21 protein-coding genes and 1 other RNA gene are annotated in these 23,656 nt (G+C 59.2%); 13 read left to right on the forward strand and 9 right to left on the reverse strand.

The window, feature by feature from the left end; all coding sequences use genetic code 11:
* The 3 genes from JKL48_RS09795 to JKL48_RS09805 form a co-directional block, all read right to left on the reverse strand.
* Positions 1-235: hypothetical protein (locus JKL48_RS09795; protein WP_201981887.1), on the reverse strand; the 235-nt coding region annotated here is incomplete at its 3' end.
* A gap of 181 nt (positions 236-416) precedes the next feature.
* A complete protein-coding gene (locus JKL48_RS09800) occupies positions 417-716 on the reverse strand; it encodes a hypothetical protein (RefSeq protein WP_201981889.1) in 300 nt (99 codons plus the stop codon).
* A gap of 51 nt (positions 717-767) precedes the next feature.
* Entirely contained in the window at positions 768-1,361 is a 594-nt protein-coding gene (locus tag JKL48_RS09805; protein ID WP_317191919.1) for an RNA polymerase sigma factor, read from the reverse strand.
* Between the two features lie 195 nt (positions 1,362-1,556).
* Between JKL48_RS09805 and ffs the strand changes: the two genes are divergently transcribed.
* From ffs to JKL48_RS09845, 8 genes are all read left to right on the forward strand, one after another.
* Positions 1,557-1,654, forward strand: an RNA gene (gene ffs / locus JKL48_RS09810) — signal recognition particle sRNA small type.
* 161 nt (positions 1,655-1,815) lie between these two features.
* Positions 1,816-2,472, forward strand: coding sequence for a fructose-6-phosphate aldolase (gene fsa / locus JKL48_RS09815; protein WP_201981893.1), 657 nt, complete (start codon positions 1,816-1,818; stop codon positions 2,470-2,472).
* A gap of 85 nt (positions 2,473-2,557) precedes the next feature.
* Positions 2,558-2,761 (forward strand): fructose-6-phosphate aldolase, encoded by a 204-nt coding sequence (locus JKL48_RS09820; protein ID WP_201981895.1) that lies wholly within the window; start codon positions 2,558-2,560, stop codon positions 2,759-2,761.
* 4 nt (positions 2,762-2,765) lie between these two features.
* Positions 2,766-3,446, forward strand: coding sequence for a cell division ATP-binding protein FtsE (locus JKL48_RS09825; protein WP_201981898.1), 681 nt, complete (start codon positions 2,766-2,768; stop codon positions 3,444-3,446).
* A gap of 53 nt (positions 3,447-3,499) precedes the next feature.
* A complete protein-coding gene (locus JKL48_RS09830; RefSeq protein WP_201981900.1) occupies positions 3,500-4,393 on the forward strand; it encodes a glycosyltransferase in 894 nt (297 codons plus the stop codon).
* Positions 4,394-4,437: 44 nt separating this feature from the next.
* A complete protein-coding gene (locus JKL48_RS09835; RefSeq protein ID WP_236668712.1) occupies positions 4,438-5,580 on the forward strand; it encodes a DegT/DnrJ/EryC1/StrS family aminotransferase in 1,143 nt (380 codons plus the stop codon).
* Positions 5,581-5,718: 138 nt separating this feature from the next.
* Entirely contained in the window at positions 5,719-6,738 is a 1,020-nt protein-coding gene (locus tag JKL48_RS09840; protein ID WP_201981902.1) for a Gfo/Idh/MocA family protein, read from the forward strand.
* A gap of 157 nt (positions 6,739-6,895) precedes the next feature.
* Complete coding sequence (locus tag JKL48_RS09845) at positions 6,896-7,714, forward strand: polysaccharide deacetylase family protein (RefSeq protein WP_201981903.1); 819 nt, start codon at positions 6,896-6,898, stop codon at positions 7,712-7,714.
* A gap of 11 nt (positions 7,715-7,725) precedes the next feature.
* Here the strand turns inward: JKL48_RS09845 and JKL48_RS09850 are convergent, their stop codons facing one another.
* Positions 7,726-8,667: a DUF3078 domain-containing protein gene (locus JKL48_RS09850; RefSeq protein WP_201981904.1), complete on the reverse strand. Its 942-nt coding sequence runs from the start codon at positions 8,665-8,667 to the stop codon at positions 7,726-7,728.
* Positions 8,668-8,805: 138 nt separating this feature from the next.
* Here JKL48_RS09850 and JKL48_RS09855 point away from each other — a divergent pair, with 138 nt between their 5' ends.
* Genes JKL48_RS09855 through JKL48_RS09865 form a run of 3 tightly spaced genes read left to right on the forward strand, consistent with a single transcriptional unit; the run spans position 8,806 to position 13,490 of the window.
* Complete coding sequence (locus JKL48_RS09855) at positions 8,806-11,877, forward strand: PD-(D/E)XK nuclease family protein (RefSeq protein ID WP_201981905.1); 3,072 nt, start codon at positions 8,806-8,808, stop codon at positions 11,875-11,877.
* The gene (locus JKL48_RS09860) at positions 11,877-12,995 is read left to right on the forward strand and encodes a hypothetical protein (protein ID WP_201981907.1); all 1,119 of its coding nucleotides are present in this window, start codon (positions 11,877-11,879) and stop codon (positions 12,993-12,995) included. The genes JKL48_RS09855 and JKL48_RS09860 overlap by 1 nt, the downstream gene beginning before the upstream one ends.
* A 33-nt stretch (positions 12,996-13,028) precedes the next feature.
* A complete protein-coding gene (locus JKL48_RS09865) occupies positions 13,029-13,490 on the forward strand; it encodes a nucleoside deaminase (RefSeq protein WP_201981909.1) in 462 nt (153 codons plus the stop codon).
* A gap of 81 nt (positions 13,491-13,571) precedes the next feature.
* Here the strand turns inward: JKL48_RS09865 and JKL48_RS09870 are convergent, their stop codons facing one another.
* Positions 13,572-14,237: a beta/alpha barrel domain-containing protein gene (locus JKL48_RS09870; protein ID WP_201981911.1), complete on the reverse strand. Its 666-nt coding sequence runs from the start codon at positions 14,235-14,237 to the stop codon at positions 13,572-13,574.
* Positions 14,238-14,703: 466 nt separating this feature from the next.
* On the opposite strand from JKL48_RS09870, the gene JKL48_RS09875 reads away from it, so the two are divergent.
* A complete protein-coding gene (locus JKL48_RS09875; RefSeq protein WP_201981912.1) occupies positions 14,704-15,717 on the forward strand; it encodes a bestrophin family protein in 1,014 nt (337 codons plus the stop codon).
* Between the two features lie 24 nt (positions 15,718-15,741).
* On the forward strand, positions 15,742-16,464 hold the full coding sequence (locus JKL48_RS09880) for a hypothetical protein (RefSeq protein WP_201981913.1): 723 nt from the start codon (positions 15,742-15,744) through the stop codon (positions 16,462-16,464).
* Between the two features lie 329 nt (positions 16,465-16,793).
* Here the strand turns inward: JKL48_RS09880 and JKL48_RS09885 are convergent, their stop codons facing one another.
* The 4 genes from JKL48_RS09885 to JKL48_RS09900 are packed head-to-tail and all read right to left on the reverse strand — an operon-like array spanning position 16,794 to position 23,620.
* A complete protein-coding gene (locus JKL48_RS09885) occupies positions 16,794-17,966 on the reverse strand; it encodes a PP2C family protein-serine/threonine phosphatase (protein WP_201981915.1) in 1,173 nt (390 codons plus the stop codon).
* A 53-nt stretch (positions 17,967-18,019) separates the two neighbouring features.
* Positions 18,020-18,901 carry a sensor histidine kinase gene (locus JKL48_RS09890; RefSeq protein ID WP_201981916.1) on the reverse strand — a complete coding sequence of 294 codons (882 nt, stop codon included), beginning with the start codon at positions 18,899-18,901 and terminating at the stop codon, positions 18,020-18,022.
* Positions 18,902-18,941: 40 nt separating this feature from the next.
* Positions 18,942-19,865, reverse strand: a complete 924-nt coding sequence (locus JKL48_RS09895; RefSeq protein ID WP_201981918.1) for a sensor histidine kinase — start codon at positions 19,863-19,865, stop codon at positions 18,942-18,944.
* A gap of 44 nt (positions 19,866-19,909) precedes the next feature.
* Positions 19,910-23,620: a sensor histidine kinase gene (locus tag JKL48_RS09900; RefSeq protein ID WP_201981920.1), complete on the reverse strand. Its 3,711-nt coding sequence runs from the start codon at positions 23,618-23,620 to the stop codon at positions 19,910-19,912.
* Positions 23,621-23,656: the final 36 nt, after the last annotated feature.

Consider the following 23,656-nt stretch of genomic DNA (forward strand, 5'->3'; position numbering starts at 1 on the left):
ATTGCCGCATCCGGGCCTGGTGCTGCTGGCGCAGGGCCTCGTACTGCTGCTGCTGCTGCCGGGTGAGCCCCAACTCAGGCACCACGTAAGCCGCCACCGGCCCCACGGCGGGCGGTGGCGGCTTACGTGGTGCGTGGCCGGGCCGGCCCAGCCACAGCAGCGCAAGCAGGCCCACATTGAGCAGGGCCAAAGCTCCCACCAGCAGGGAGAGGACGCGGGTTTGGGAAACGGCCATGGGAGGTGTGCGTGGTTTGTTGCAATGAAGCGGTTTAGGCCGTCGGTTCCGCCCGGTCCGACGGCGTAGGCGTCCGACCGGTTGCCGCCCGAACGAGGCGCCAACGGCCGTTGACCGACGACCGGTCGGACCCCTACGGCGTCGGACCGGCAAGCGAGACCCTTCCGAAACAGCTTCTATATCAGTAGTCGGACAGCGTCGGGTAAGCGTATTCCACGGGGGTCGGCGCCAGGCCATTGTCGGCCACGAAGTCGTCGTGGTGGGCAAACGTGACCATATTGGCAACCACCAAAGCGGCCAGCACCGCCACGCGGGCCAGCACCCAGGCCACGCCCGGTGCCTCCATCGGCGCCGGCCCGGCCGCCAGCCGACGGCGCACGCCCGCATAGAGCCAGGCCGAAGGTTCCGGGCGCGCGGTTCCTTCCAGGCTCCGGAGCGTTTGCTCCACCCATTCGTGCTCAGAAAGTGGTTCGTTTTTCATGTCGGTCTATCGGTCTAAAGGCTTAGATGTCATCAACGACAAAACCCTGCGCTACCCGGCCAAATATTCTTGGTAGTACCCTCGTAAGCGCTGCTGCAGGCTGGCTTTGGCCCGGTGCAGCAACGATTCTACGGCGCCCACCGACAAGTCCAGCGTCTCGGCAATCTCGCTATGGGGCAGCCCTTCAAGATGAAAAAGCGTGAAAGCGGCCTGTTGTCGTTCGGGCAGCCGGGCCACGGCTTGCAGCAAAATGGCGGCCTGCTCCCGCCGTTCGGCCAGCACGCCGGGGTGGTCAAAATCGGGCAGGTCGTGGGCCGGCGCGTTGTCGTCGGCCCCGAACAGGCTGGTAAAAAAGGCAAACCGCTTCTGCCGCTTGCGGTAGCGCTGCCACTCCAGGCATTTGTTCACGGCAATGCGGTATACCCAGGTACTTAGCTTGGCCTCGCCCCGAAACGCCGCCAGCTGGCGGTGCACTTCCACAAATACTTCCTGGGTCATGTCCTCCGCATCGGCCCGCTGCGGCACCAGGCCCAGGCAGGTATTGAGCACCCGCGCCCCGTAGCGGGCCACCACTTCCTCGAACGCGCCGGGCTGCCGGGCCCGCAAAGCCACCAACAAGTCCTCATCAGAAAGCGAAGCCGACACATGCATAAGGGAAGTTAGGACCTTTGATGCCGTTGCGGCCAAAATCCTGTGCCGGCCGTCAGCTTTTTTAAGACGCTCCGGCCTAAACAGCCGGTATTCAAGCGCTTGCTTGCGCATTGCCGCTGGATGGCCGCAGTTTTCAGCCAAAATGCGTCCTTGCCTTGCAAAAAACCGGCTGCGCAACGTACCTTTGCAGCGGCAAGTCAGAACGACCAGCTCCTGCTGAACTCCCCCAGGACCGGAAGGTAGCAAGGGTAGGTGGTTGTAGCGGTGCGATTTTGGCTTGCTTTTTTTTGCCCTTTCTCGTCGGCCCCGACGCTCCTCCAGCCCGCATGTTGCGGCCGAATGAGTAGCTTTGGGGCCGATTCTTTTTCGTCGGTAGTCAGTATCAGGTAGTCGGTATTCAGACTCAACTACCTAACTACTGACTACTTAATACTGACTACTCTTTCCCATGAAATTCTTCCTCGATACCGCCAACCTTGCCGACATCCGCGAAGCAGTAGAGTTGGGCGTCCTCGACGGCGTGACCACCAACCCTTCGCTGATGGCCAAAGAAGGCATCCGCGGCATCGATAACGTGATGACCCACTACCGCAAAATCTGCGAGCTGGTGGAAGGCGACGTATCGGCCGAAGTCATTGCCACCGATTTCGACGGCATCGTCCGCGAGGGCGAGGAGCTGGCCGAATTGCACCCCAACATTGTGGTGAAGGTGCCCATGATTAAGGACGGTATCAAAGCCATCAAGTACTTCTCCGACAAAGGCATCAAAACCAACTGCACCCTGATTTTCACCGCCGGGCAGGCCCTGCTGGCCGCCAAGGCCGGGGCCACCTACGTGTCGCCCTTCGTGGGCCGGCTGGACGATATTGGCCACGACGGCTTGCAGCTGGTGGAACAGATAGTGCAGATTTTCAGCAACTACGGCTACCCCACCGAGGTACTGGCGGCTTCGGTGCGCCACGTACCGCACCTCATTCAGTGCGCCGAAATTGGGGCCGACGTGGTGACCTGCCCGCTCAGCGTCATCACCGGCCTGCTCAGCCACCCGCTCACCGATAAGGGCCTGGCCACGTTCCTGGCCGACCACAAACGCGTTAATTCTTAACGCTTAATTAGGAATGAAGAATGAGGAATTAAGAATTTGACGTTCTGTAATTCCTCATTCTTCATTTTTCATTCCTAATTCAACCATGTACATCATCAAAGTAAAAGGCAAGGCCAAAATTCCCGACTACATTCAGCTGCGGGACGAAGGCTTCGTGCTCATTGCGTATTTCCGGGCCGACCGCCCGCTGAAAGACCTGCACCGCTACGGCCTCGAAGGCAAGGAAACCGAGCTGGCGGCCGTGATTTCGGGCCTGGAATTTGGAAAATTGCAGCCCTTGAGTTTGTAACGGTATGAGTGAAAACGTGATTGAGCTGCACGATGCAACGATTATGCAGGAGCAGCAGGCGGTGTTGCAGGGCGTTACTTTTTCGCTGGAAAAAGGCGCTTTTTGCTACCTCGTGGGCCGCACCGGCTCGGGCAAGTCGTCGCTGCTGAAAACGCTGTATGCCGACCTGCCGCTGCAAAGCGGCACGGGCACCGTGGCGGGCTTTGCGCTGCCCAAGCTGCCGGCCAGCAAAGTGCCCTACCTGCGGCGCAAGCTGGGCATCGTGTTTCAGGATTTTCAATTGCTCTCGGACCGCACCGTGGCCGAAAACCTGCTGTTTGTGCTCAACGCCACGGGCTGGAAAGGCAAGTCGCAGAAGCAGCAGCGCATTTCCGACGTGCTGGTGCGCGTGGGCCTGAGCGGGGCAGCCAACCGCATGCCGCACCGCCTCTCGGGCGGCGAGCAGCAGCGCGTGGTCATTGCCCGCGCCATGCTGAACGAGCCCTTGCTGCTGCTGGCCGATGAGCCCACCGGCAACCTCGACCCCGACGTATCGGCCAGCATCATGCAGCTGTTTGGCGAGATAAATAATGCCGGCACTGCTATTCTGATGGCCACCCACAATTTTCAATTAATTGAGCAATACCCCCACCGCGTGCTGACGTGCAAAGACGGAGAATTGCTGGATTCGGCGAAGCAGCGGTAGCGGGCATCGTGTGCCAGCCGGTGTGGAATGAGCGTTATTAATTGAGCATGCACATGGCTGCTGGGCTGTCGGTATTGATTCCGGTTTTTAATTGGAACGTCAACGAGCTAGTGGCTTCGTTGGTGATGCAGCACGCCGATTGGCCCGGCCCGCTGGAAATACTGTTATACGATGACGGTTCGTGGGAAGAATTTCGGACGTTGAACCGGCCGTTGGCGGCGCTGCCAGCCGTGCGCTACCACGAGCTGCCGCGCAACGTGGGCCGGGCCGCCATTCGCAACCAGCTGGCCGCCGCCGCGCAGCACGGGTGGCTGCTGCTGCTGGACAACGACAGCCTGCTGCCCGACGCGCAATTCCTGGCGCGCTACGCCGCCGCGCGAAACCGCGCCGCCGTGCTCATTGGTGGTACTTGCTACGAGGCCACGCCCCCGGCCGATGCAGCACTCCAGTTGCGTTGGCTCTATGGCCAAGCCCGGGAGGCGCGGCCGGCGGCTGTGCGCCAGGCTGCGCCGTATAGCCAACTCACCATCAACAACGCCCTGATTCGAGCCGATGTTTTCCGCCAATTTCCGCTCGATGAGCGCCTGACCGGCTACGGGCACGAAGACACCAAATTCGGGGTAGAGCTGGCAGCGGCCCAAGTGCCGGTGCTGCACCTGGATAACCCCGTGCTGCACGCTGGCCTGGAACCAGCCGCGCAATTCCTCCAGAAAAGCGAGCAGGCCGTGCGCAACCTCGCGCAAGTGTACCGACAGGATGGGCTGGGAACCGATGCCCGGCTGCTGCAAACGGCTCTACGGCTGCGCCGGCTGGGGCTGTCAGGAGTGGCAAGCATGGGGCTGGCCGCTGCTGCACCTAGGTTGCGCCGGCAGCTACTTTCGGCCACACCGCGCCTGCGAGCCCTCGATTTGCTGAAGCTTCACTGGCTGCTGCGGGAGTTGGGCTGATTCTGCCCAGTATCTTTGGCTGGCTCCTTTTTCGCTGATTTCCCTTGATTCTTCCCGCCCCGCCTTCCCCCATCCTCCTGCTCGATTTGGTAGCGGAGCACGCCGCGCTGCAACCGGCTCTGAACGAGGCAATGCAGGCCGTGCTGGATTCGGCCGCCTTCATCCAAGGGCCAGCGGTGGAGCAGTTTACCACCGCGCTGGGCACCTACTTGGGTGACGCCCACGTTGTGCCTTGCGCCAACGGCACCGATGCCCTCACGCTGGCGCTGATGAGCCTGAACCTGCCGGCCGGGGCCGAAATAATTACTCCTGCTTTCACCTACGTTGCTACTCTGGAAGCGGCAGCGCTGCTCGGCCTGCGCCCAGTGCTGGTCGACGTGCGCCCCGACACCTTCAACATTGACCCGGCCGCCATAGAAGCGGCCCTCACGCCGCGTACCGGCGCCATTGTGGCCGTGCATTTGTTTGGGCAATGCGCCGATTTGGAAGCATTGCGGGCCATTGCGCAGCGGCACGGCGTGGCCCTGATTGAGGACAATGCCCAGGCAATTGGCGCAACTTTTCGCTTTGCCGACGGCGAGACCGCCTTTGCCGGCGCGGTGGGCGAAATCGGTACCACCTCCTTTTTCCCTTCCAAAAACCTGGGCGGCCTCGGCGACGGGGGCGCGCTCATCACCCGCGACGCTGCCCGCGCCACCTTGCTCCGCCAGCTCGCCAACCACGGCCAAAGCCAGAAATACCACCACCAGCGCATTGGCCTCAACTCCCGCCTCGACACCCTGCAAGCCGCCCTGCTGCAAGTGAAGCTTCGGCAGCTACCCGCCAATACCGCCGCCCGCCAGGCTGTAGGGACTTACTACGATGCTGCGTTGGCTACCGTACTTGGTATCACCATTCCCGCCCGCGATGCGCGCAGCAGCCACGTCTTTCACCAGTACACCATTCAGGTGGAAGGCGCGGGCCGCCGCGATGAGATGCAGTTGTTTCTGCGGAAATGCGGCGTGCCGACCATGATTTACTACCCGCTGCCAGTACATGCGCAGCCGGCGTATGCCTATTTGGGTTACCAAGCGGGGCAGTTTCCGGTGGCGGAGCGGCTGTGCGAAACCGTGCTGTCGCTGCCGATACACCCGCTGCTGACGGAGGAGCAGCAGGCCTATATCGTAGAACTTGTGAAGCAGTTTTAGTGGCTAATAAATTGTTTTTCGCACCGAGTTAAACAGAGGCAAATTGAGTTTCACGGCGGGTGCCATGTTATACTCATTGGAACTCCTTTTACCTCTCTTTAACTCGGTGCGAAATTTTTCTTAAACCCTGATTTCCGCATGCAAACCTCACCCGTCCGCTTCGCCATTTGTGGAGTAGGCCACATTGGCCGGCGCCACGCCGCGCTGGTTTCGCGCCACAGCGGCGGCGAATTAACGGCCTTGATTGACGTGCGAACGGAGTTGCAGCCTGGCCTTGCTGCGGAATTTCCCGGCGTGCCCTTTTTCAACTCCCTCGAAGAATACCTGCAAAACGGCCCCGCCACCGACGTTCTCACCGTGGCTACGCCCAACGGCCTGCACGCCCCGCAGGCGGTGGCCGGCCTGCGCCACGGCCTGCACGTCGTCATCGAAAAGCCAATTGCGCTGACCAAAGCCGATGCCGAAACCGTCGTGCACACCGCCCTGCAAACCGGCCGGCTGGTGTTTGGGGTGATGCAAAACCGCTACTCGCCGCCGGCCGCGTGGCTGAAACAGATTTACAACGAGGGCCGGCTGGGCCAGGTGTTTCTGGTGCAGCTGAATTGCTTCTGGAACCGCGACGCGCGCTACTACAAGCCAGGCGGCTGGAAGGGCACCCAGGCGCTGGACGGCGGCACGCTCTTCACCCAGTTCAGCCATTTCGTCGATTTGCTGTACTGGGTGTTTGGCGACATTGCCAACATCTCGGCCCGCTTTCGCGACTTTACCCACGCGGGGCTGACGGAATTTGAAGACAGCGGCCTCGTCACTTTCGACCTCGTGCGCGGCGGCAGCGGCACGCTCAGCTACAGCACCGCCGTGTGGGACCGCAACCTCGAAAGTTCTCTCACCGTGGTGGCCGAGCGCGGCAGCCTGCGCATCGCCGGCCAGTACATGGACAAGGTGGAATACTGCCACCTCGAAGGCTACCAGATGCCGGAGTTGGCCCCCACCAACCCGGCCAATCATTACGGCGCTTTCCAGGGCTCCGCCGCCAACCATGTGCAGGTCATCGAAAACGTGGTGGACACCGTGCAAAAGCGCAGCTTCGCCACGACCAATGCGCTGGAAGGGCTGAAAGTGGTGGAAATCATTGAGCGGATTTACGCGCTGCGGTAGCGCGGTACTCTCGGCGTCGCGCCTACCTTGGCAGCGCCGGCGATAATGATAATGACGTGCGGCTTTTCTTAACTGCTCTTTGTAGTGTACAACACCGAAAGAACCAGGGGTATTTGAGCAAGGGGCATCTCCCGACAAAAACTGCCTACCTTGAGCCATGAAATACCGCTATATTCTTGCCTTTGGTCTCGCAGTCGCTGGCGCATCAGCCGCCGTTGCGCAGCCCACGCAAGCCGGCAAGCCCCGAAAAGCCATTATCTGCCTGACCTACGACGACGGGTTGACCACCCAGCGCACCACGGCCCTGCCGCAGCTCGATTCGGCAGGGCTGAAGGCCACTTTCTTTTTAAATTCCATTCAAGGGTCGTCGGAAACGGAGGTCATTGGCGAAGCTCCGGCGGCCGTGGTGGGCTGGCGGGCGGCGGCCGCGCACGGCCACGAGCTGGCCAACCACACCCTGTTTCACCCCTGCCCCGAAAAGCTGGGCTGGCTAAAAGCCGTGGCCATTGAAACCTACACGGTGGACCAAATCATGCAGGAAATCAGGACGCAAAACGCGCTGCTGGCCTTGCTGGACCCTGGCCGCACAGCCCGTGCCTTTGCCTACCCGTGCAACAACACGTTCATCGGCGCCGTCGACTACCTGCCCACCGTGCAGCGCAGCGGCCTGGTAAAATACGGGCGGGGCGGCGGCGACCGCACCAGCATCATTACCAATTTCACGTCCCTGAATCCCATGCAGGTGCCCAGCTGGATGGTGGAGCCCGGCACTACCCTACCCGAGCTCATTGCCTTCGCCGAAAAGGTGCAGCAGGCCCACGGCATGGGCGTGTACCAGATTCACGGCGTTGGGGGACAGATTTTTAAGATTTCGAGCCAGGTCCACCGTGGCTTTTTGGCCTATTTGAAAGCCCACGAAGCCGACTATTCGGTGCTCACGTTTTCGGAAGCCATGGCGGTGGTTACCCGGAAATAAGCGCGGCCGATTTACTTCTTCGCCTCCACAAAATTCTGCACGGCATAGGCAATGCCGATGGTCAGCCCCTGCGAAAACTGCACGCCGTGGTCCTGGTCGTAGTCGTAGAGGGCAATGCCGTTGAGGGCGACATTCACGTATTTGCCCACTTTGGCGGTGAGGCCCACGTCGAGACGGTGGTCGATTTCCTGAAAGTTCAGGTTTTTGTAATTGGCAAATAGCAGGTAGCGAGCCTTGAGGTTGACGTTGGGGCTGATGTTTTTGTCCAGCTCCGCCAGAATCTGGGCGGCCAGTACTTCGAAGCGGGTGCTGTGGCCGGGGTTCACGCCGTAGGGCGTATCGCCGAGGGCAGCCACGAAACGGTCGGCCCGGTTGACGACGGTAAGGCGCGGGGCGAACGGCGCAAGGCGTAGATGGAAATAAGTGGCGGGATGGTACTCGAAGCCGTAAGCGGCCGTGATGAATGCTGGCGCAAAGAAATCGGAAGTGAGCCGGGCGCGGTCGAGGCCGGCGGCATCGGTGTCGTATTTGTAGCCGGGGGCGAATTGCGAGAGCAGGTTCAGGGACAGAAACATGTCCCACTGGCTGCTGATGGCGCGGCCGTACTTGGTGTCGAGGTAAAGCCGGTCCTGCCCCTTGCGGTAGCCGAGTCCCTTGGTTTGAGAAAAAGCAAACAGGAAATCGGCTTCGTTGTCGAAGCTGTGCGGGCCCAGCTTGCGGTTGGCCCTGGTGTTGAACAGGGCGTTGAAGCCGATGGTGTTCACGCCGCCGCCACGCCAGTTGCTGCTCAGCAGCGACTCGTTGAGTCCGAGGCCGGTTTTCAGGGTTTTGCGCCAGAGCGGGTCAGGAGCGGGCGCCGTTGGGGCCGGCTCGGGGATGATGGTGGGCGTGGTCTGGGCCTGGGCAGTGGCCAGCGCGAGCGCGGCCAGCGCGGTAAGGAATAGTTGTTTCATGCGCAGGAGATGAGGATTTGGGCGGGAAAGTACGAAAAAAGGCTTGGGGGTGAAGCCCGCCGGTAATTCTGCCTTTCGTTCGGCAATTGGCTACGCGTAAGCCTCGCCCCTACTGCCCCAGCCGGTATCTTTGCTTTGATGCCAACGCCCACTTTTGCCCCTGCCATTGCTGCCGTTCCGCCCGCGGCCTCCCTTTCGTTCCTGGCCGCCACGGCCCGCGAGTTGCTGGACCGCTACGGCTCCGGCCCACTCGATGAACTGTCCGACATCATTGTGGTGGTGCCCACGCGCCGTGCCGTGGTGTATTTGAAAAATGAATTGGCCCTGGCCCTGCCCGGCGGGGCCCCGCTGTGGGCCCCGCGCGTGGCCGCCATGGAAGACTACATGGTGGACTTGGCCGGCGTGCAGGTGGAGGAACCCATTGCCCTGCAACTGCTGCTCTACGACATTCTCAAGGGCATCGATACCGGGTTGGATTTCGACCGCTTCGTGGGCTGGGCCGGCCTGCTGCTGAGCGACTTCTCCAACCTCGACCAGAACCTGGCCCCCACCCACAAGCTCTTTGAATACCTGAGCCAGGCCAAAGCCCTCGAACGCTGGAAGCTGGATGCGCTGCCCGAGAAAAGCCAAGCCGCCGCGCATTCCTTCAGCTTCTGGGACCAGCTGGAGCAGGTGTACCACAAGCTAAAAAAACGCATGCTGGCCGACCGCCTGGCCTACCCCGGCCTGGCCTACCGCATGGCCGTCGAAAAGCTCGAAAAGCAGCTTGAGGACCCCGCCGCCCCCGACCCAGCCCGCCACGTTTTCGTGGGATTGGGCAACTTGTCCAAGTCGGAAGAAAAGCTGATTCGGCTGCTCATCAGCGCAGGACGGGCCGAAGTCCGCTTCGATGCCGACCCGTTCTACCTCGAAAAAGACTCGCCCAACCGCGCCGGCCAGCATCTGCGTCGCTATTTTGAAAAGTGGAAGCTGCCGCTCGACAATTTCGGCGGCGGCGTGGAGTGGCTGCGCGGCCAGCCCCACCACGTGCGCTATCTGGGCGTGGCCAACCCCAGCATGCAGGGCAAATTGGCCGGTCAGCTCCTGGCCGAAGCCCGCCAGCGCTACCCCGACGCCACCGTGGCCGTGGTACTGCCCGACGAAACCCTGCTCCTGCCCGTGCTCCACGGCCTGCCGCCCGACGAGGTGCCCGACTACAACGTGACCATGGGCCTCAGCTTCCAGGCCACGCCGCTGTTCAACCTGGTCGACTTGCTGTTTGAGGTGCACCTCACCGGCATCCGGGAGGGTAGCGCCGAAACCGGCTACGGGGTGCCGCGCTACCACCATTTGGCCGTGAGCAAATTGCTTTCGCACCCTTTTCTGCGCCGCTACCAGCAGTGGCAGGACCGCCAGGCCGACCAGCCCCAGTTCCACGGCATTCTGGACCAGATTTGCCGGGAAATCGTGCGCGTCAACGCTGTGCTGCTGCCCGCCACCGAGCTACTGAAAATGGGTGCCCATCACCCGCTCATCGAGGCCCTGTTCAAAACCTGGGACAATTGCGACGACATCATCGCCGCCTGCTACACCATCATCGACCTGCTGCGCCAGGTGTACGCCGCCGAAATGGCCGACACCGACCGCGAAGCCAGCCTCGGCGCCGAGTACCTGTACTTGTTTTATACCCTGGTCAAACAGCTCGATTCGGCCTTCGACTGCCGCGAGCAGCGCCTGTCGGTGCGCTCTTTCCGGCGTTTCCTGTACGAGCAGATGGCCCGCACCCGCTTGCCCTTCTCCGGCGAGCCGCTGGCCGATGTGCAGGTAATGGGGCTGCTCGAAACGCGGGCCCTCGATTTCGACCACCTCATCATTCTGAGCTGCAACGAGGGCGTGTTGCCGGCCCCCAAAAAGCAGCAGTCGCTGTTTCCCTACGACGTCCTCACCGAATTTAAGCTGCCCACCTACGCCGACGCCGAGGCAATTACGGCCTATAACTTCTGGCGCCTGCTGCAGCGGGCCCAGCGCGTCGATTTGGTACACGTGCTGCCCGGCGCTGAGGGCATGAAAAGCGGCGAGCGCAGCCGCTTCCTGCTGCAATTGCAGAACGACCTGCTGCCCCAAAACCCGCAGCTTACGCTGGAAGACTTAACGGTCGGCGTAGCCTCCCCTAATGAGGAATTAGGAATGAAGAATGAAGAATTGGGAACACCCGCTATTTCCTCATTCTTCATTCCTCATTCCTCATTAAGCTATCAGGGCGACCTTATACTGGACAAAGACCCCGAGATGCTGGCCGCCCTGCGCGGCGTGCTGGAGCGCAATATTTCCCCCTCGCGTCTCAACGATTTTCTGGCCTGCTCGCTGCGATTTTACTTCTCGAAGGTGGCCCGCTTCCACGAAAACGAGGCGGTGGAAGAAACGCTCGAAGCCAGCAGCTTCGGCACCATGATACACGAGGCACTGGAAAACCTGATGCGTCCCTTCCAGCAGGATGCCCGTCTGATTACGGCGGCCGACATCCCCGACCTTGTGCGGCAAGCTCCGGCCGAAGTGCAGAAAGTGCTGCGGCAGGAAGAAACCGAGAAACACGCCCGCGCCGATGAGGGCCTGAACCACGTGTACGGCCAGGTGGCTACCCGCCTGGTGGTGCGCCTGCTCGAAAGCATGCTGGAACAGCCCGGCATCTTACCGCTGCGCTTGTTTTCGCTGGAAGATGAGTTGGTGGCTACCGTTTTCGTGGACGTGCCCGGCCAAACCGAGCGCCTGGCCGTGCGCCTCGCTGGCTTTGCCGACCGCGTGGACCAACTGCCCGACGGACGGCTGCGCGTGGTGGACTACAAATCGGGCCTCGTGAAGCGCAACGACCTCCAGCTGCGCGGCTACCGCGACCGCCTCAGCCCGTCCGAAGCCATTGACCGCCTCCTGCACGAAGCCAGCAGCAGCGCCGACAAAGTGCGTCAGCTCTGGCTCTACCGCCTTATGCTGGCCCACACTGCCAAGCGCGAAACGGCCGACACGTCCATCCTCTCCCTGCGCAACCTCGATGAGGGACTGCTTTCCGCCGACCTCAGCTTCCTCACCGAGGGCGGCGAAGATTTCGTGGCGGTTTCGGAAGAGCTGGTGCGTAAGATTGTGCTGCGGATGCTGGACCCCACCGAGCCCATTCGCAAAACCGATGACTTCACGAAGTGCGAGCACTGTCCCTACAAGGGTATTTGCGCCCGCTAATGCCTGCTGATTACCACCGCATGAAGTACCTGCTGAGCCTGCTGCTCGCCCTGACTTTGCCGCCGGCTTTGGCGCAAACGCCTCCATTTACGGTACACCCGGTTTCGCTGCCCAAGGAGCTGGAGTTCTACGACAACCAGTTTTCCGGCCTCGCCATCAGCAAGGGCCAGCTGTTTCTGCTATCAGAAAGCCGACTGCAGGACAAGGCCGAGGCCAAGCTATACACTGTGCAGCTGGCCGACGTAGACCGCAAGCTTCTGGATACCGCCTACGTCCTGCCCTACCAGAAGCTGCCCCTCAACAACCTTCCGATGTTGCGCGCCCGTATGAAGGCGGCCGGACAAAGCTACGAAGGCCTTGAGGCCATGCTCATTGACGGGAACAAGATTTACCTGTCCGTTGAAACCGCCACTCCTTCAGCCAATTGCTACCTGCTAAAAGGCCAGCTGAATTCAACTGCGGTTGACCTAGATACCACCTTCCTGGTGACGCTGGCCAAGCCACTGGCCGCCGATGGCTCGCACATCTACAATGCCGGTTTTGAGGCAATAACTCAAGTAAATAAGCAAATTGTTGCCTTCTTCGAATACAATTCTTTTCCTGGTGAGGACTTCGAAATAGCTCGGAAAATAATTCGGATGAACAAACCTCCTGTTACTTCCTTTGAACACAAATCTTCGCCTGGTCAGAACCACGCCTACGGCCTCAACAAGCGCCGGATTTCCAACACGTCAGTTCCCCGCCAATTACCTTTCGACCCGCTACCGTTCCGCATTACGGACATGACGTCGGTCGGCAAGAACCGTTTCACGGCCATCAATTACTTCTTCAAAGGTGACGGCGAAGATGCCGTGTACCGCGTCCCGCCCGCCGACGCCGCCAATACCAAACTTATTACTGGGCCAAAGGGCTTTAAAAACTACTGCCGGTTGGTCGATATTACGTTCAAAAACAAACGCTTCACCTGGCAGCCTGTGTGGGAGTTTCCCGAGCAATACATGGGCTACAATTGGGAAGGCATTGCCGCCTACAAAAGCGGCTACTTCATCATCAACGACAAATACACGCCCAGCCGCCCGTACCGCACCACGCTGCTGTACTTGCAAAGCAACCGCTGAGCCTCAGCATCCCACTCACCAGTCAATACACCTATGCAACCCCAAAACACCGCCGCCAGCAAAGACGAATTCATGCAAGCCGCCATCGACGAAGCCCGGCTGGGCCGCTCGCAGGGCGGTATTCCCATCGGCTCGGTGCTGGTGCGCGACGGCAAAATCATCGGCCAGGGCCACAACAAGCGCGTGCAGGAAGACAGCGCCATCAAGCACGGCGAGATGGATTGCCTCACCAACGCCGGCCGCCAGCGCAGCTACCGCGACACCGTCATTTACACTACGCTGATGCCGTGCTACATGTGCGCCGGCACCATCGTGCAGTTCAAAATCCCGAAGGTGATGGTGGGCGAGTCGCGCACGTTTGGCGAGTCGCGCGCTTTCCTGGAAAGCCACGGCGTGGAAGTCGTCGACCTCGACCTCCAGGAATGCGTGGATATGATGAACGAGTTCATCGAAGCCGAGCCCGCCCTCTGGAACGAGGACATCATGGAGGAGTAAGGCTCAGTTTTAGCAAGAAAGGCGGTCATGCTACGCTACGCTCTGCATGACCGCCTTTCTTGCTACCTATTTGCTTATGCTCTAAGCGCTTTCGCCAACCAGGTTATTGGCATACTCCAGCAGCTCAACAATGCGGGGCGTGAGCGAAGACAACTCAGTGGAGCCATTAAACAGCTGAGAGCCGATGCCAACGGCGTTGACCCCGGCCCCGAACCAAGCGCGCAGGCTCTCCTGCGTGGGTTCGATGCCACCCGTCACCATCACCTTCACCTTGGGCAGCGGGCCGCGCACGGCTTTCACGTAAGCCGGGCCCACGACATGGGCCGGGAACACCTTGATGATGGTGGCACCCATGCGCATGGCCTGGTAAATCTCGTTTATTGTCATTGCCCCCGGCATCCACAGCCGGTCGTAGTGGCGGCAGATGGCAGCCACGGTGGCCGAAATGACCGGCTGTACCACAAAGTCGGCCCCGGCTTCAATGAATATTTCCGCCTCCTGATTGGTGTAGACGGTGCCAATGCCAAGCGTAAGGTCGGGATACTGCTGGCGCACGTATTCCCGCAGGTAGGTAAAAACAGGCAACGCATTATCGCCCCGGTTGCTGAACTCAACCACGCGCACCCCACCCGCATAGCAGGCATCAACTACTTGCCGGGCGTACTCCTCATCATCGGTATGGAATACAGGAACGATGGGGTGTTGGAGCAGCCGCTCGAGGGTCTGCTTGTGAAATTCTTGGAACATACGGTGGGAATTTTGGGGTGAGAAAGGAAGCAGTTGATTGCCGTACTAAAGCGACGCCGCAAACTGCCAGCAGTTAAAAACACGTACGAAGCAACACAGAAATCGATACGAAAATAGGCGTTTTCAGCATAGCACCTATTTTATTTTTATTGTTCTGATTCAGGCATTCAAAAATGCAGCGCATTTCGCCATCATCAAGCAGAACGCTGAATAACAGCTAATAACATTCCTCAAATGTATTAATAGAAAGTTATTCCGCTCGGCCATTGGCTGGCAAGTGATAGAAATTCTGCTATTGCTGCAAATAAAGGGACCAAAATGCTTCGCCCATTGTGCGGCGTTAGCTTACTTTACGGCACGGATACGGTTGCTGCTTAGACTGCCCAGCACAGCGACCTACCTTCGACACTTCCACTTTGGGTGATGCCGGTTTTGGCCGGCTTCTGTCCCCTTTTAGCACCCCTCTATGTACACCCGCCGCAATATTCGAACAGGTCTAATACTGCGTTTTGCCTGGAAAAACCTACTGTTTTTCACCATCTGGGCCACCTTGGTGACGGTATCGTATGTGTACCTGCAGCCGCATCACATCGACATCCGGCTGCCGTTTTTGCCCTTGAGCACCATCGGCATTGCCGTGTCGTTCTACATGGGCTTCAAAAACAGCCAGTCCTACGACCGATTCTGGGAGGGGCGCAAGCAATGGGGCGGCATCCTGAACCTGTGTCGCCAATGGGGCGGGCAAGTGCGCGGCTATGTCATTAACCGACACATGACAATGCCACTGCCCAACGCGGAGCTGCATGTCCGGCACCGGGACCTCATCTACCGGCAGCTGGCCTGGGCCAATGCCCTGCGGCTGCAGCTGCGCCGCTCTACCATCTACGACCGCCAAAACCTGACGCATACGCCCACCATCACGGGCATTGTTCAGCCGGCGGGCGAGCCACGGGTGGAAGATTTTCTGAGTGCTGAGGAGTACGCCCAGGTAATGTCCAAAGCAAACCCGGCGGCCCAAATCCTGCACAACCAGAGCCAGGCCCTGACCGATATGCTGCAAGAGGGCCTGATTGAAGATTTTCGCCACATCGATATGATGATGGCCCTTCGGGACGCTTACACCCTGCAAGGAGCCTGCGAACGCATCAAAAACACGCCTTTTCCGCGCCAGTATGCGTATTTCAGCAATGTCTTCGTGCGCATTTTCGTGCTGCTGCTGCCCTTTGGCCTGCTTGGCGAGTTCAGCAAGATGGCCGACGGCACCGGCGTGTGGCTGAACATTCCCTTCTCAGTCCTCATTTCCTGGATTTTCACTACCATGGAAATTGTGGGCGATAACAGCGAGGACCCTTTCGAGAACTACGTCAACGACGTACCCATGACGGCCATTTGCCGCACGGTCGAAATTGACCTGCGCGAAATGCTGGGCGAAACCCAGCTGCCGGCCCGTATGCAGCCCGTTGATGATATTCTGCTCTAACATTTCCCACCTCTCCCTTTTTTTATGCAAGAGTTTGTCCGCCAGTTTTACCCCAATGCCATTGAGTCCGGCACCTTCGTGCAGCGCACCCTGGATGTGCTGAAAAACGAGTACGGATTGCACCCCAGCCAGATTCTTCTGGCCCACTCCATCTGCTCCGACGACGTGAATGCCATTGCTTACCCCGAAGAGGGCCGGCAAATGCTCGGCCCGTTCAATCTGGGCGGGCTCGACGGCTACCCCTTCGTGGGCCTCACCGGCATGGCGGCCTTCGCCCACCACGTGCCCGACGATGGGGCCGCGCTCATCTTTTACGCGCCCCACATCGGCGTCACGGCCCAGGGCGAGTTGGGAAAAATATTACGGGTGGGCCAGCCCGCTCCCTCTTCTTGCTGCGGGGCGGCCGTGGCAGCACTCCAGCAGGTCTGGGACGGCGTGGAGTTGCCGGCCAGCCCACCCGACGACAACTACCAGCAATACAGCCTGGTACGCATACTGCAAGCGCAGCGCGAACGGATTCTCGCCGCCAAATACCCGTTGCAGGAAGCCACCGAAGTTATTCTGGAAGCCTCAAGCGAGCGAATCGACCACATGATTCGCAACACGTCCTTCACGGGCAAATACATCTTCGTGGTCAGTGCCGTCATCATCAACGGCGACCGGGACTTTGGCTCCCACCAGGAGCTGCGCCGCTTCGAGCGCCTAGACCTGGAAACCAAGGAAGTAGTGGCGACGCATACTTTTTAAGTGGTTAAGCAGAAGCAAGTGTGCTAAAGTTATAACGTCATGCTGTTTAGCAAGTCTGCTTTGCCTACACGTCTGTCATCCTGAGCGCAGCGAAGGACCTTATCACGTCAGAACAACGCCTATTCTGACGTGATAAGGTCCTTCGCTGCGCTCAGGATGACAACGATTTTGACTTTCTAAACAGCTTCAACGTCATGCTGGGCGGCTTTTGCATAACCCAAACAGATTTTTAAGCGCTGCATTGCTCAGATTACGATACAAAAAGAAAGTCCTGCTGAGCGCACCGCTCAGCAGGACTTTCTTTTTGTATCGTAATCTGAGCAAGCCGTTTAGCCGTCGTAGCGGAGGGTGAGCAGCGTGATGTCGTCGAACTGAGCGTTGTCGCCGATAAACTCTTTCAGGTTCTGGTACATCATCTCGTCGATTTGGGTGGGCGTGGCGGCCGAGGTGGCCCCGGCTAGCAGCAGCTTCACGCGCTCCATGCCGAACCGCTCGCCGGCTTTGTTATTGGCGTCGGGCACGCCATCGGTGTAGAGGAACAGGGTGTCGCCGGGCTCCAATTGCATGGTGTGCGAGATGTAGTCGAATTCGCCGTCGATGCCCAGGGCCAGGCCTCCTTTTTTCTTGAGCACTTCCACTTCGTTGTTTTTGCGCAGAATCAAGGGTGACTCGTGGCCGGCGTCGACGTATTCAATCACACCGGTGGCTGGGTCCAAAATGCCCAGAAATGCCGTCACAAACATCATCGACTCGTTTTCTTCGCTTAGGAAGCCGTTCACCCGCACCGTTTCTTCGCACAGCGTGCCGCAGTTTTTGCTGGCAAAGTGGCTTTTGAAAATGGCTTTGGTGATGGCCATGAACAGCGAGGCCGGTACGCCCTTATCCGATACGTCGCCGATGATGAAAAACAGGCGGCCGTCTTCCATCAGGAAGTAGTCGTACAGGTCGCCGCCCACCATTTTGGCGGCTTTCAGAAAGGCGTGCAGGTCGAAATCCTTGCGCTCCGGGAAGGGCGGAAATTTCATCGGCAACATGCGGTGCTGAATGTCCTGCGCGATGTTGAGGTCGTTCTGAATGGACTCCAGCTTGTCGTGCTCCAGCTGCGACTCAATCAGGGAAAGCACGTGCTCGATGGTGCGGTTGAGCGTCGTTTCCAAGTCCTCGAAGCTGATGGGCTTGGTCACGAAATCGAACGCCCCGCGGTTCATGGCCGTCCGGATGTTGTCCATGTCGTTGAAAGCCGACACCATCACCGCCTTCTGATGCGGGTTTTTGCGGTCGTTGAACTTGGTCAGGAAGGTCAGCCCGTCCATTTCGGGCATGTTGATGTCTGACAAAATCAGGGCGATGTCCTTGTTTTCCTCCAGCCGGTCGAGGGCTTCAGCCCCGTTGTTGGCAAAAATAAATTCAAAGCTTTTGTCGCGGATTTGCCTTCTGAAACGCTGGGTAATGAGCATTTCCATGTCAGGCTCGTCGTCCACGCTTAGTATTTTGATGGTCATAGTCGTTTGAATTGAAAGGTATGGCTGTTGTAAGGAAGAGGATTGAATGCGCGTTACGTGGTGGCCGGCAGGCCCAACGGCAGCCGAATGGTAAACTCGGTGAACTCGCCCGGCGTCGACTCCACGCTCAGCCGGCCTTTGTGCAGCTCCTGCACAATGTTGCGGCTCAGCGACAGTCCCAGGCCCGTGCCTTTGCCCACCGGCTTGGTAGTGAAAAACGGCGTGAACAACTTGCTTTTCACCGCGTCGGAAATGCCGTTGCCGTTGTCACGGATTTTGATGTCGATGTGGTCATCGGCCTTTTCCGACGATATGCTGATGGCGGGTTTGTAGCCGTCCTGCTGCTGCTCGCTGCGCTCGTTCACGGCATAGCAAGCGTTCAGCACGAGGTTCATAATCACGCGGTTGAACTCATACGGCGCAATGGTAACCATGCCAAGTCCGGGGTCGAGCGCGAACTTCAGCGACACGTTGAAGTTCACGTTGCCGGCCCGGACGCCCTGGTAGGCCAGCTTGGCAAAGTCTTCAACCAGCGCGTTCACGTCCGTGGGTTCAAAATGGTTGCCGTCGCCCCGCGTCTGGGCCAGCATGCCCAGGATAATGCGTTCGGCCCGCGCCCCGTTCTCCCGAATCCGGGTCAGGTTGGCGGTCAGCATGTCGAGCACCTGGGTAAAATCCTCGGCGTCGGCCGTGTCCGGCAGCTTGCCCGCAAAATCCGTCAGCTCCCCCACCAGGTCACCCGAGAGGCGGGCAAAGCTGGAGATGAAGTTCAACGGATTTTTTATCTCGTGCAAAATGCCCGCGGTTAGCTGCCCAATTGCGGCCAGTCGGTCTAGCTGGGCCACCTGCTCGCGCAAGGCGGTCAGCTCCGCTTCCGACGCAAGGGAGTCACTACTGGGGTGCTCGGTGGCAGCCACTTCATTCAACGGTTTCATTCAGCGATGAGTAAGGGATAAGGCAAGAAAGGACGTAGGATTAGCCAGCAATAGTGGGCAGGCGCACGGTAATCAGGGTGAATTCCCCTTCCTGGGAGTCGATGTGAAAACTTCCGTTGTGCGTTTCAATAATGTCTTTGGTCATGAACAGGCCCAGTCCCGTGCCCTTGGAAGTGGGCTTGGTGGTGAAGTAGGGGTTGCAGAGCTTGGGGATTTCGTGTTTCGGAATGCCGGTGCCATTGTCGCGCAGCTCCACCACGCTGTAGTCATTCACCAGCCGGGTGGTGATGCGCAGCTCCGGGGTGAACGCCTGGCCCGATTTGCTCTTTTCGAACATGGCGTAGCAAGCGTTATTTACCAGGTCCTGCACGGCCTGGCCCAGCTCATAGTGCAGCACGCTCACCCGCAGGCTCTGCGGGCATTGCTCCATCACCACGTTGATGGGGAACGAGTTGAATTCTTTTTCCACGTTTTGCAGCGCCGTTTTCACTTCCCCTTCAATGAACAAGTTGAGGTCGGTTTCGATGAACTCGCGCGATTTTTCTTTGAGCAGGCGCTGCATATCTCGCAGAATGCGGGTGGTAGAAGCGCTGTGCTCCTGAACTTTCATCGAATTGTACTTCAGCATATTGAGAGCATCAAACAGGCTGTCGAGCGTGTCGATAGGCAAAACGTGCTGCTGTTTTTTGAGGGTTTCGATGACTTCCTGCACCAGCTCGTCGGATGACTGCGAGAAATTAGTGATGTAGTTGAGTGGGTTGAAAATACGGTCGACGATGCCCTTGGTGAGCTGGCCCACGGAGGCCGTTCTTTCCTGGCGAATGAGCTCATCCTGCACTTTTTCCAATGCCTCCAGGGTGCTTTCAATCTGCTTGCGCAGGACGGCGAGCTGGGCCTTGGGCGTGGGCGGTACGCTACGATTGTGCAGTTGCTCGGGAGCGGCTACGGCGTTCAATGGTTCCATACAGCTGGGAATTAGTGATGGGATAAAAAGGCGGGCAGCACCGGCTACCCGTTCAGCGTGGGCAAGGTCATGGTAATCTGGGTAAACTCGCCTTCGAGTGTGTCAATTTCAATCTTGCCCTTGTGGGTTTCTACAATGTCTTTGGCCATAAACAGGCCCAATCCGGTGCCTTTGGAAGTGGGCTTGGTGGTGAAAAAGGGGCTGAACAGCTTGGGCACCTCGCGGGCCGCAATGCCCTTGCCGTTGTCGCGCAGGCGCACCACCACTTGCCCATCGGCCAGCCGGGTGCTGATGCGCAGCGCCGGAGCGAAATCCTTGGCCGTTTTGCTTTTTTCGAACAAGGTGTAGTAGGCATTGCTCACAATGCTCTGGACCACCTGCCCAAATTCGTAAGGCAACAGGCTGATGCGCACGGGCAACGGCTCGAGGTCGAATTCCAGATTGATGGCAAATGTTTTGTATTCCGGGCTCAGCTCCTGAATGGCGGCGCGGGCTTTGTTTTCAATAAACGCGTTGAGGTCGGTTTCAATCAGGTCGCGCGATTTTTCCTTCAGCAGCTTCTGCATGTCTTTCAGAATGCGCGTGGTGCTGGCGCTGTGCTCCTGAATTTTTACCGAGTTGGTTTTCAGTACATTTAGTTCATCCAGCAAATCATCCAGCGTGGCGGCAGGTAGCAATTCCTGCTGCTTTTCCAGGATTTCCACCACCTCACTAATCACCTCGTCCGAAGACTGGGAGAAGTTTGTGACGTAGTTGAGCGGGTTGAGAATGCGGTCGACAATGCCCTTGGTGAGCTGGCCTACCGACGCCAGCTTTTCCTGCCGAATAAGCTCGCCCTGGGTGTTTTCCAGGTCGTTGAGGGTGTTTTCCAGGCTTTCGAGCAAGCGCGTTTTGATGAAGGCTGCAATCAGGTGCTCCTTCAGGTTGCATATCATGCTGATGTCCCGCTCATCGAATGCATCGGTGCGGGTGGTATTTTCCAGCGTGATAAAGCCTTCAATGTGCCCTTCCGATTCAATTACAATGGTAATCAATGATTTGGGCGTTGTCAAGTCATCAATCGGACTGCCCAGGGCCGCAAAGTCAACCTGATTTTTCAGGTAGATGTCTTCGTACACCTCCACGGCATTGGTGAGGTAACGGTTTTCGGCCTGCTCCAGCGTGAGCTGCACCGACTGCACGTAGCTCAGGTCGCGGTTGCCGCGCAGGGCCTTGAAGCGGAACGACTCCGTGGGCTTGTCGTAAATCAGGAAGCTGGCGCTGTTCATGTTGCGGATGACCGAGAACTTGGCCAGAATCATCTGGAACAGGTTCGCGAAGTCAATCTCGGCGTTGATGGACTGCACGATGAGGTCGATTTTTTCGAGTTGGTCGTTTTTCACGGCCAGCTCGTCCGACTGCTTTTCCAGCTCGGCTTTCTGGCTCACCACCTCCTCGGTACGCTCCTGAATCAGGGTTTCGAGGGCTTGCTTTTCGCGTACCACCGCCGCCAGCCGCCACCGCACCACCCACGAAAGCAACAGCCCACCCGCGGCTACAAACAGCGCAATGGCCCACCAGCGGGCATACCAGGGCGCCAGCACCGTGAAGGCGTAGGTGGCTTCGCGGCTGGTCGTGCCGTAAATGTTGCGGGCCTGCACCCGAAAGCGGTACTGGCCGGGCGGCAGGTTGGTGTATTCTTTGGTGTTGGTGGCCGTCCAGTCCGACCAGATACGGTCGTAATTTTCGAGCATGTACTGAAACGTGAGCGCCTGCCCCACCGGAAACGTGGCCGCCGCAAACTCAAAGTTGATGTCGTTGCCGTTGGGGTCCAGCTTCACGGCGCCGTAGTTCAGGGTATCGGCAGAGGCGGTGCTGGCGGCGCGGGCGCCGTCGAACAGGGTCTTCTCTCCTACCGTCTGCACCTGGCGGATGAGGGCATCGTAGGGCTGGGCGTAGGCCTTGCGCACCGTGGGGTCGTAGCGCACCAGGCCATCGCGCCCGCCAAACCAGACCACGCCCTGCTGGTCCGGGTAAATGAGGTTGATGGGTGAGGTGGAAAGGGGCAGGAAAGGAGCCGTAACCGACGTGAACCCGCTTTTCGTTTTCTGGTGCAGCGTAATGGTTTTCTTGTCGCCTTCCACGGTCCAAACATTGCCGGCATCGTCCTCCAACAAACTGTTTTTCCAGTTCTCGGCCACGCTGTGCTTACCAAAGGGATTGAAGACAACGAACCGGTTGCGGGCGTCGTCAAACCGAAAAATGCCTTTGTCGTTGTACGCCAGCAGGCGGCCCTCTACCGTCGCCAGATGGTTGTAGAGCTGCGTGGGCAAGCCTTGGGCGGCGGCGTAGTGGCGCAGCTCGCCCGTGGCGGGCAGCAGCCGGTAGAGGCCAGCGGTTAGGGTTTCAAGCCACACGCTGCCGTCGCCCGCTTCCTCGATGCCGAATACCCGCTCCGACAAGCCTGGCAAGGCCCGGTAGCTTGGGGCCTGCCCCGGCTTGAGGGTGACTTCGCCCAAGCCGTTTTGGGTGCCCACGTAAAGCAGCGAAGGGTTGGCTTTGGAAGCCAACACGCAAATGGTGTATTCCTGCGTCAGCTCGCGCGGGCCGTTGGCCGTCAGCTGGAACAGGCCCCGGCTAGTGGCCACAAACAGCGTCCCGCCCGCTTCGGCGAGCTTGAAGGAGCCAATGTTCAAGCCCCCCACGGGACGTGGCTGGCCGTTCTGCAATCGAAACAAGCCATTGGCCGCCGCCAGATACAGCACGCCCCCTACCCGGCGGATGTCGGTAATTTCGCCGGTTTGCTGCGCCGATTCGGTAAAAAGCGTCAGCGGCGAAGGGACTTCTACCTGCGCCAACCCGTTGTCCAGGGCCAGCCAGAGGTTGCTTTCGCGGTCAGCGTAAATGGCGTTGATGAGCTGGCCAGAGAGGTTGACGCTGTACCGGAATTTTTGCTTGAACTGACCGGCCGCATCCAGCAGCAGCACGCCGCTTTGCGTGCTCACCGCCAGCGAATGGTCCGGCAGCACCGCCGCGCCGCTGGGCTGGTCGCTGAGGAGCAGGTCGTTGGCGGCGCTCGGATACGGGCGAATGACGTTATTGGCCAGCTGAAGCAGGCCGTGATTGGTGGTGACCAACAAGGCCTTCCCCCCCCCGGTGGGCAACATCCCCACCAACCCGTAGAGCGTAGAAAAGTCGGCCTGCAAGGCAACAGCGCGCCATTTGCCCTGGGCAAACGTGCTCAGGCCCCGCTGCGGCTGAAACACGTACAGCGACTGCCCCAGCTGGTACCCCGACTGAATGGGCACCGGGCTGGCCCACTCGCGCAGGGCTTTGCCGTTCCACTGAAACAGGACATTGCGGGCCACGAAGTAGATGCCGTCCTTGGCTTCGACCACTGCCAGCACTTCATTGAAACGGGTCTTGGTGCGCTGGCTCAGGCTCCGGAAGCGCAGGGCGCCCACACTATCGGGCGCCAGGTAGCCAAATTCACCGTTTGCGCCCACGTACACCATGCCGTTGGCCGCCGTGAGCAGGGCCGACACTTTGGTAATGTTGGCCGTGGGAATGGTGCGCCAGGTGAGGCCATCGTACTCCAGCACCCCGGCAAAGTTGCCCACATACAGCACGCCGCGTCGGTCTTGCGTGACGGCAAAGTTTTGACTGTGAGCGTTGTACTGGCTCGGCAGATACGTTCGGGTGGGCAGGCCTCCGGTTTCGCCTTGGCCATAAGCAGCCCGACCACCCAGCAGGCAGCAAAGCAGGAGCCACGTCAAAAAGAGCGAATACCGGGTCATGGGCAAAGGGAACAA

Source organism: Hymenobacter rubidus (genome assembly GCF_016734815.1).
Taxonomy (GTDB): Bacteria; Bacteroidota; Bacteroidia; order Cytophagales; family Hymenobacteraceae; genus Hymenobacter; species Hymenobacter rubidus.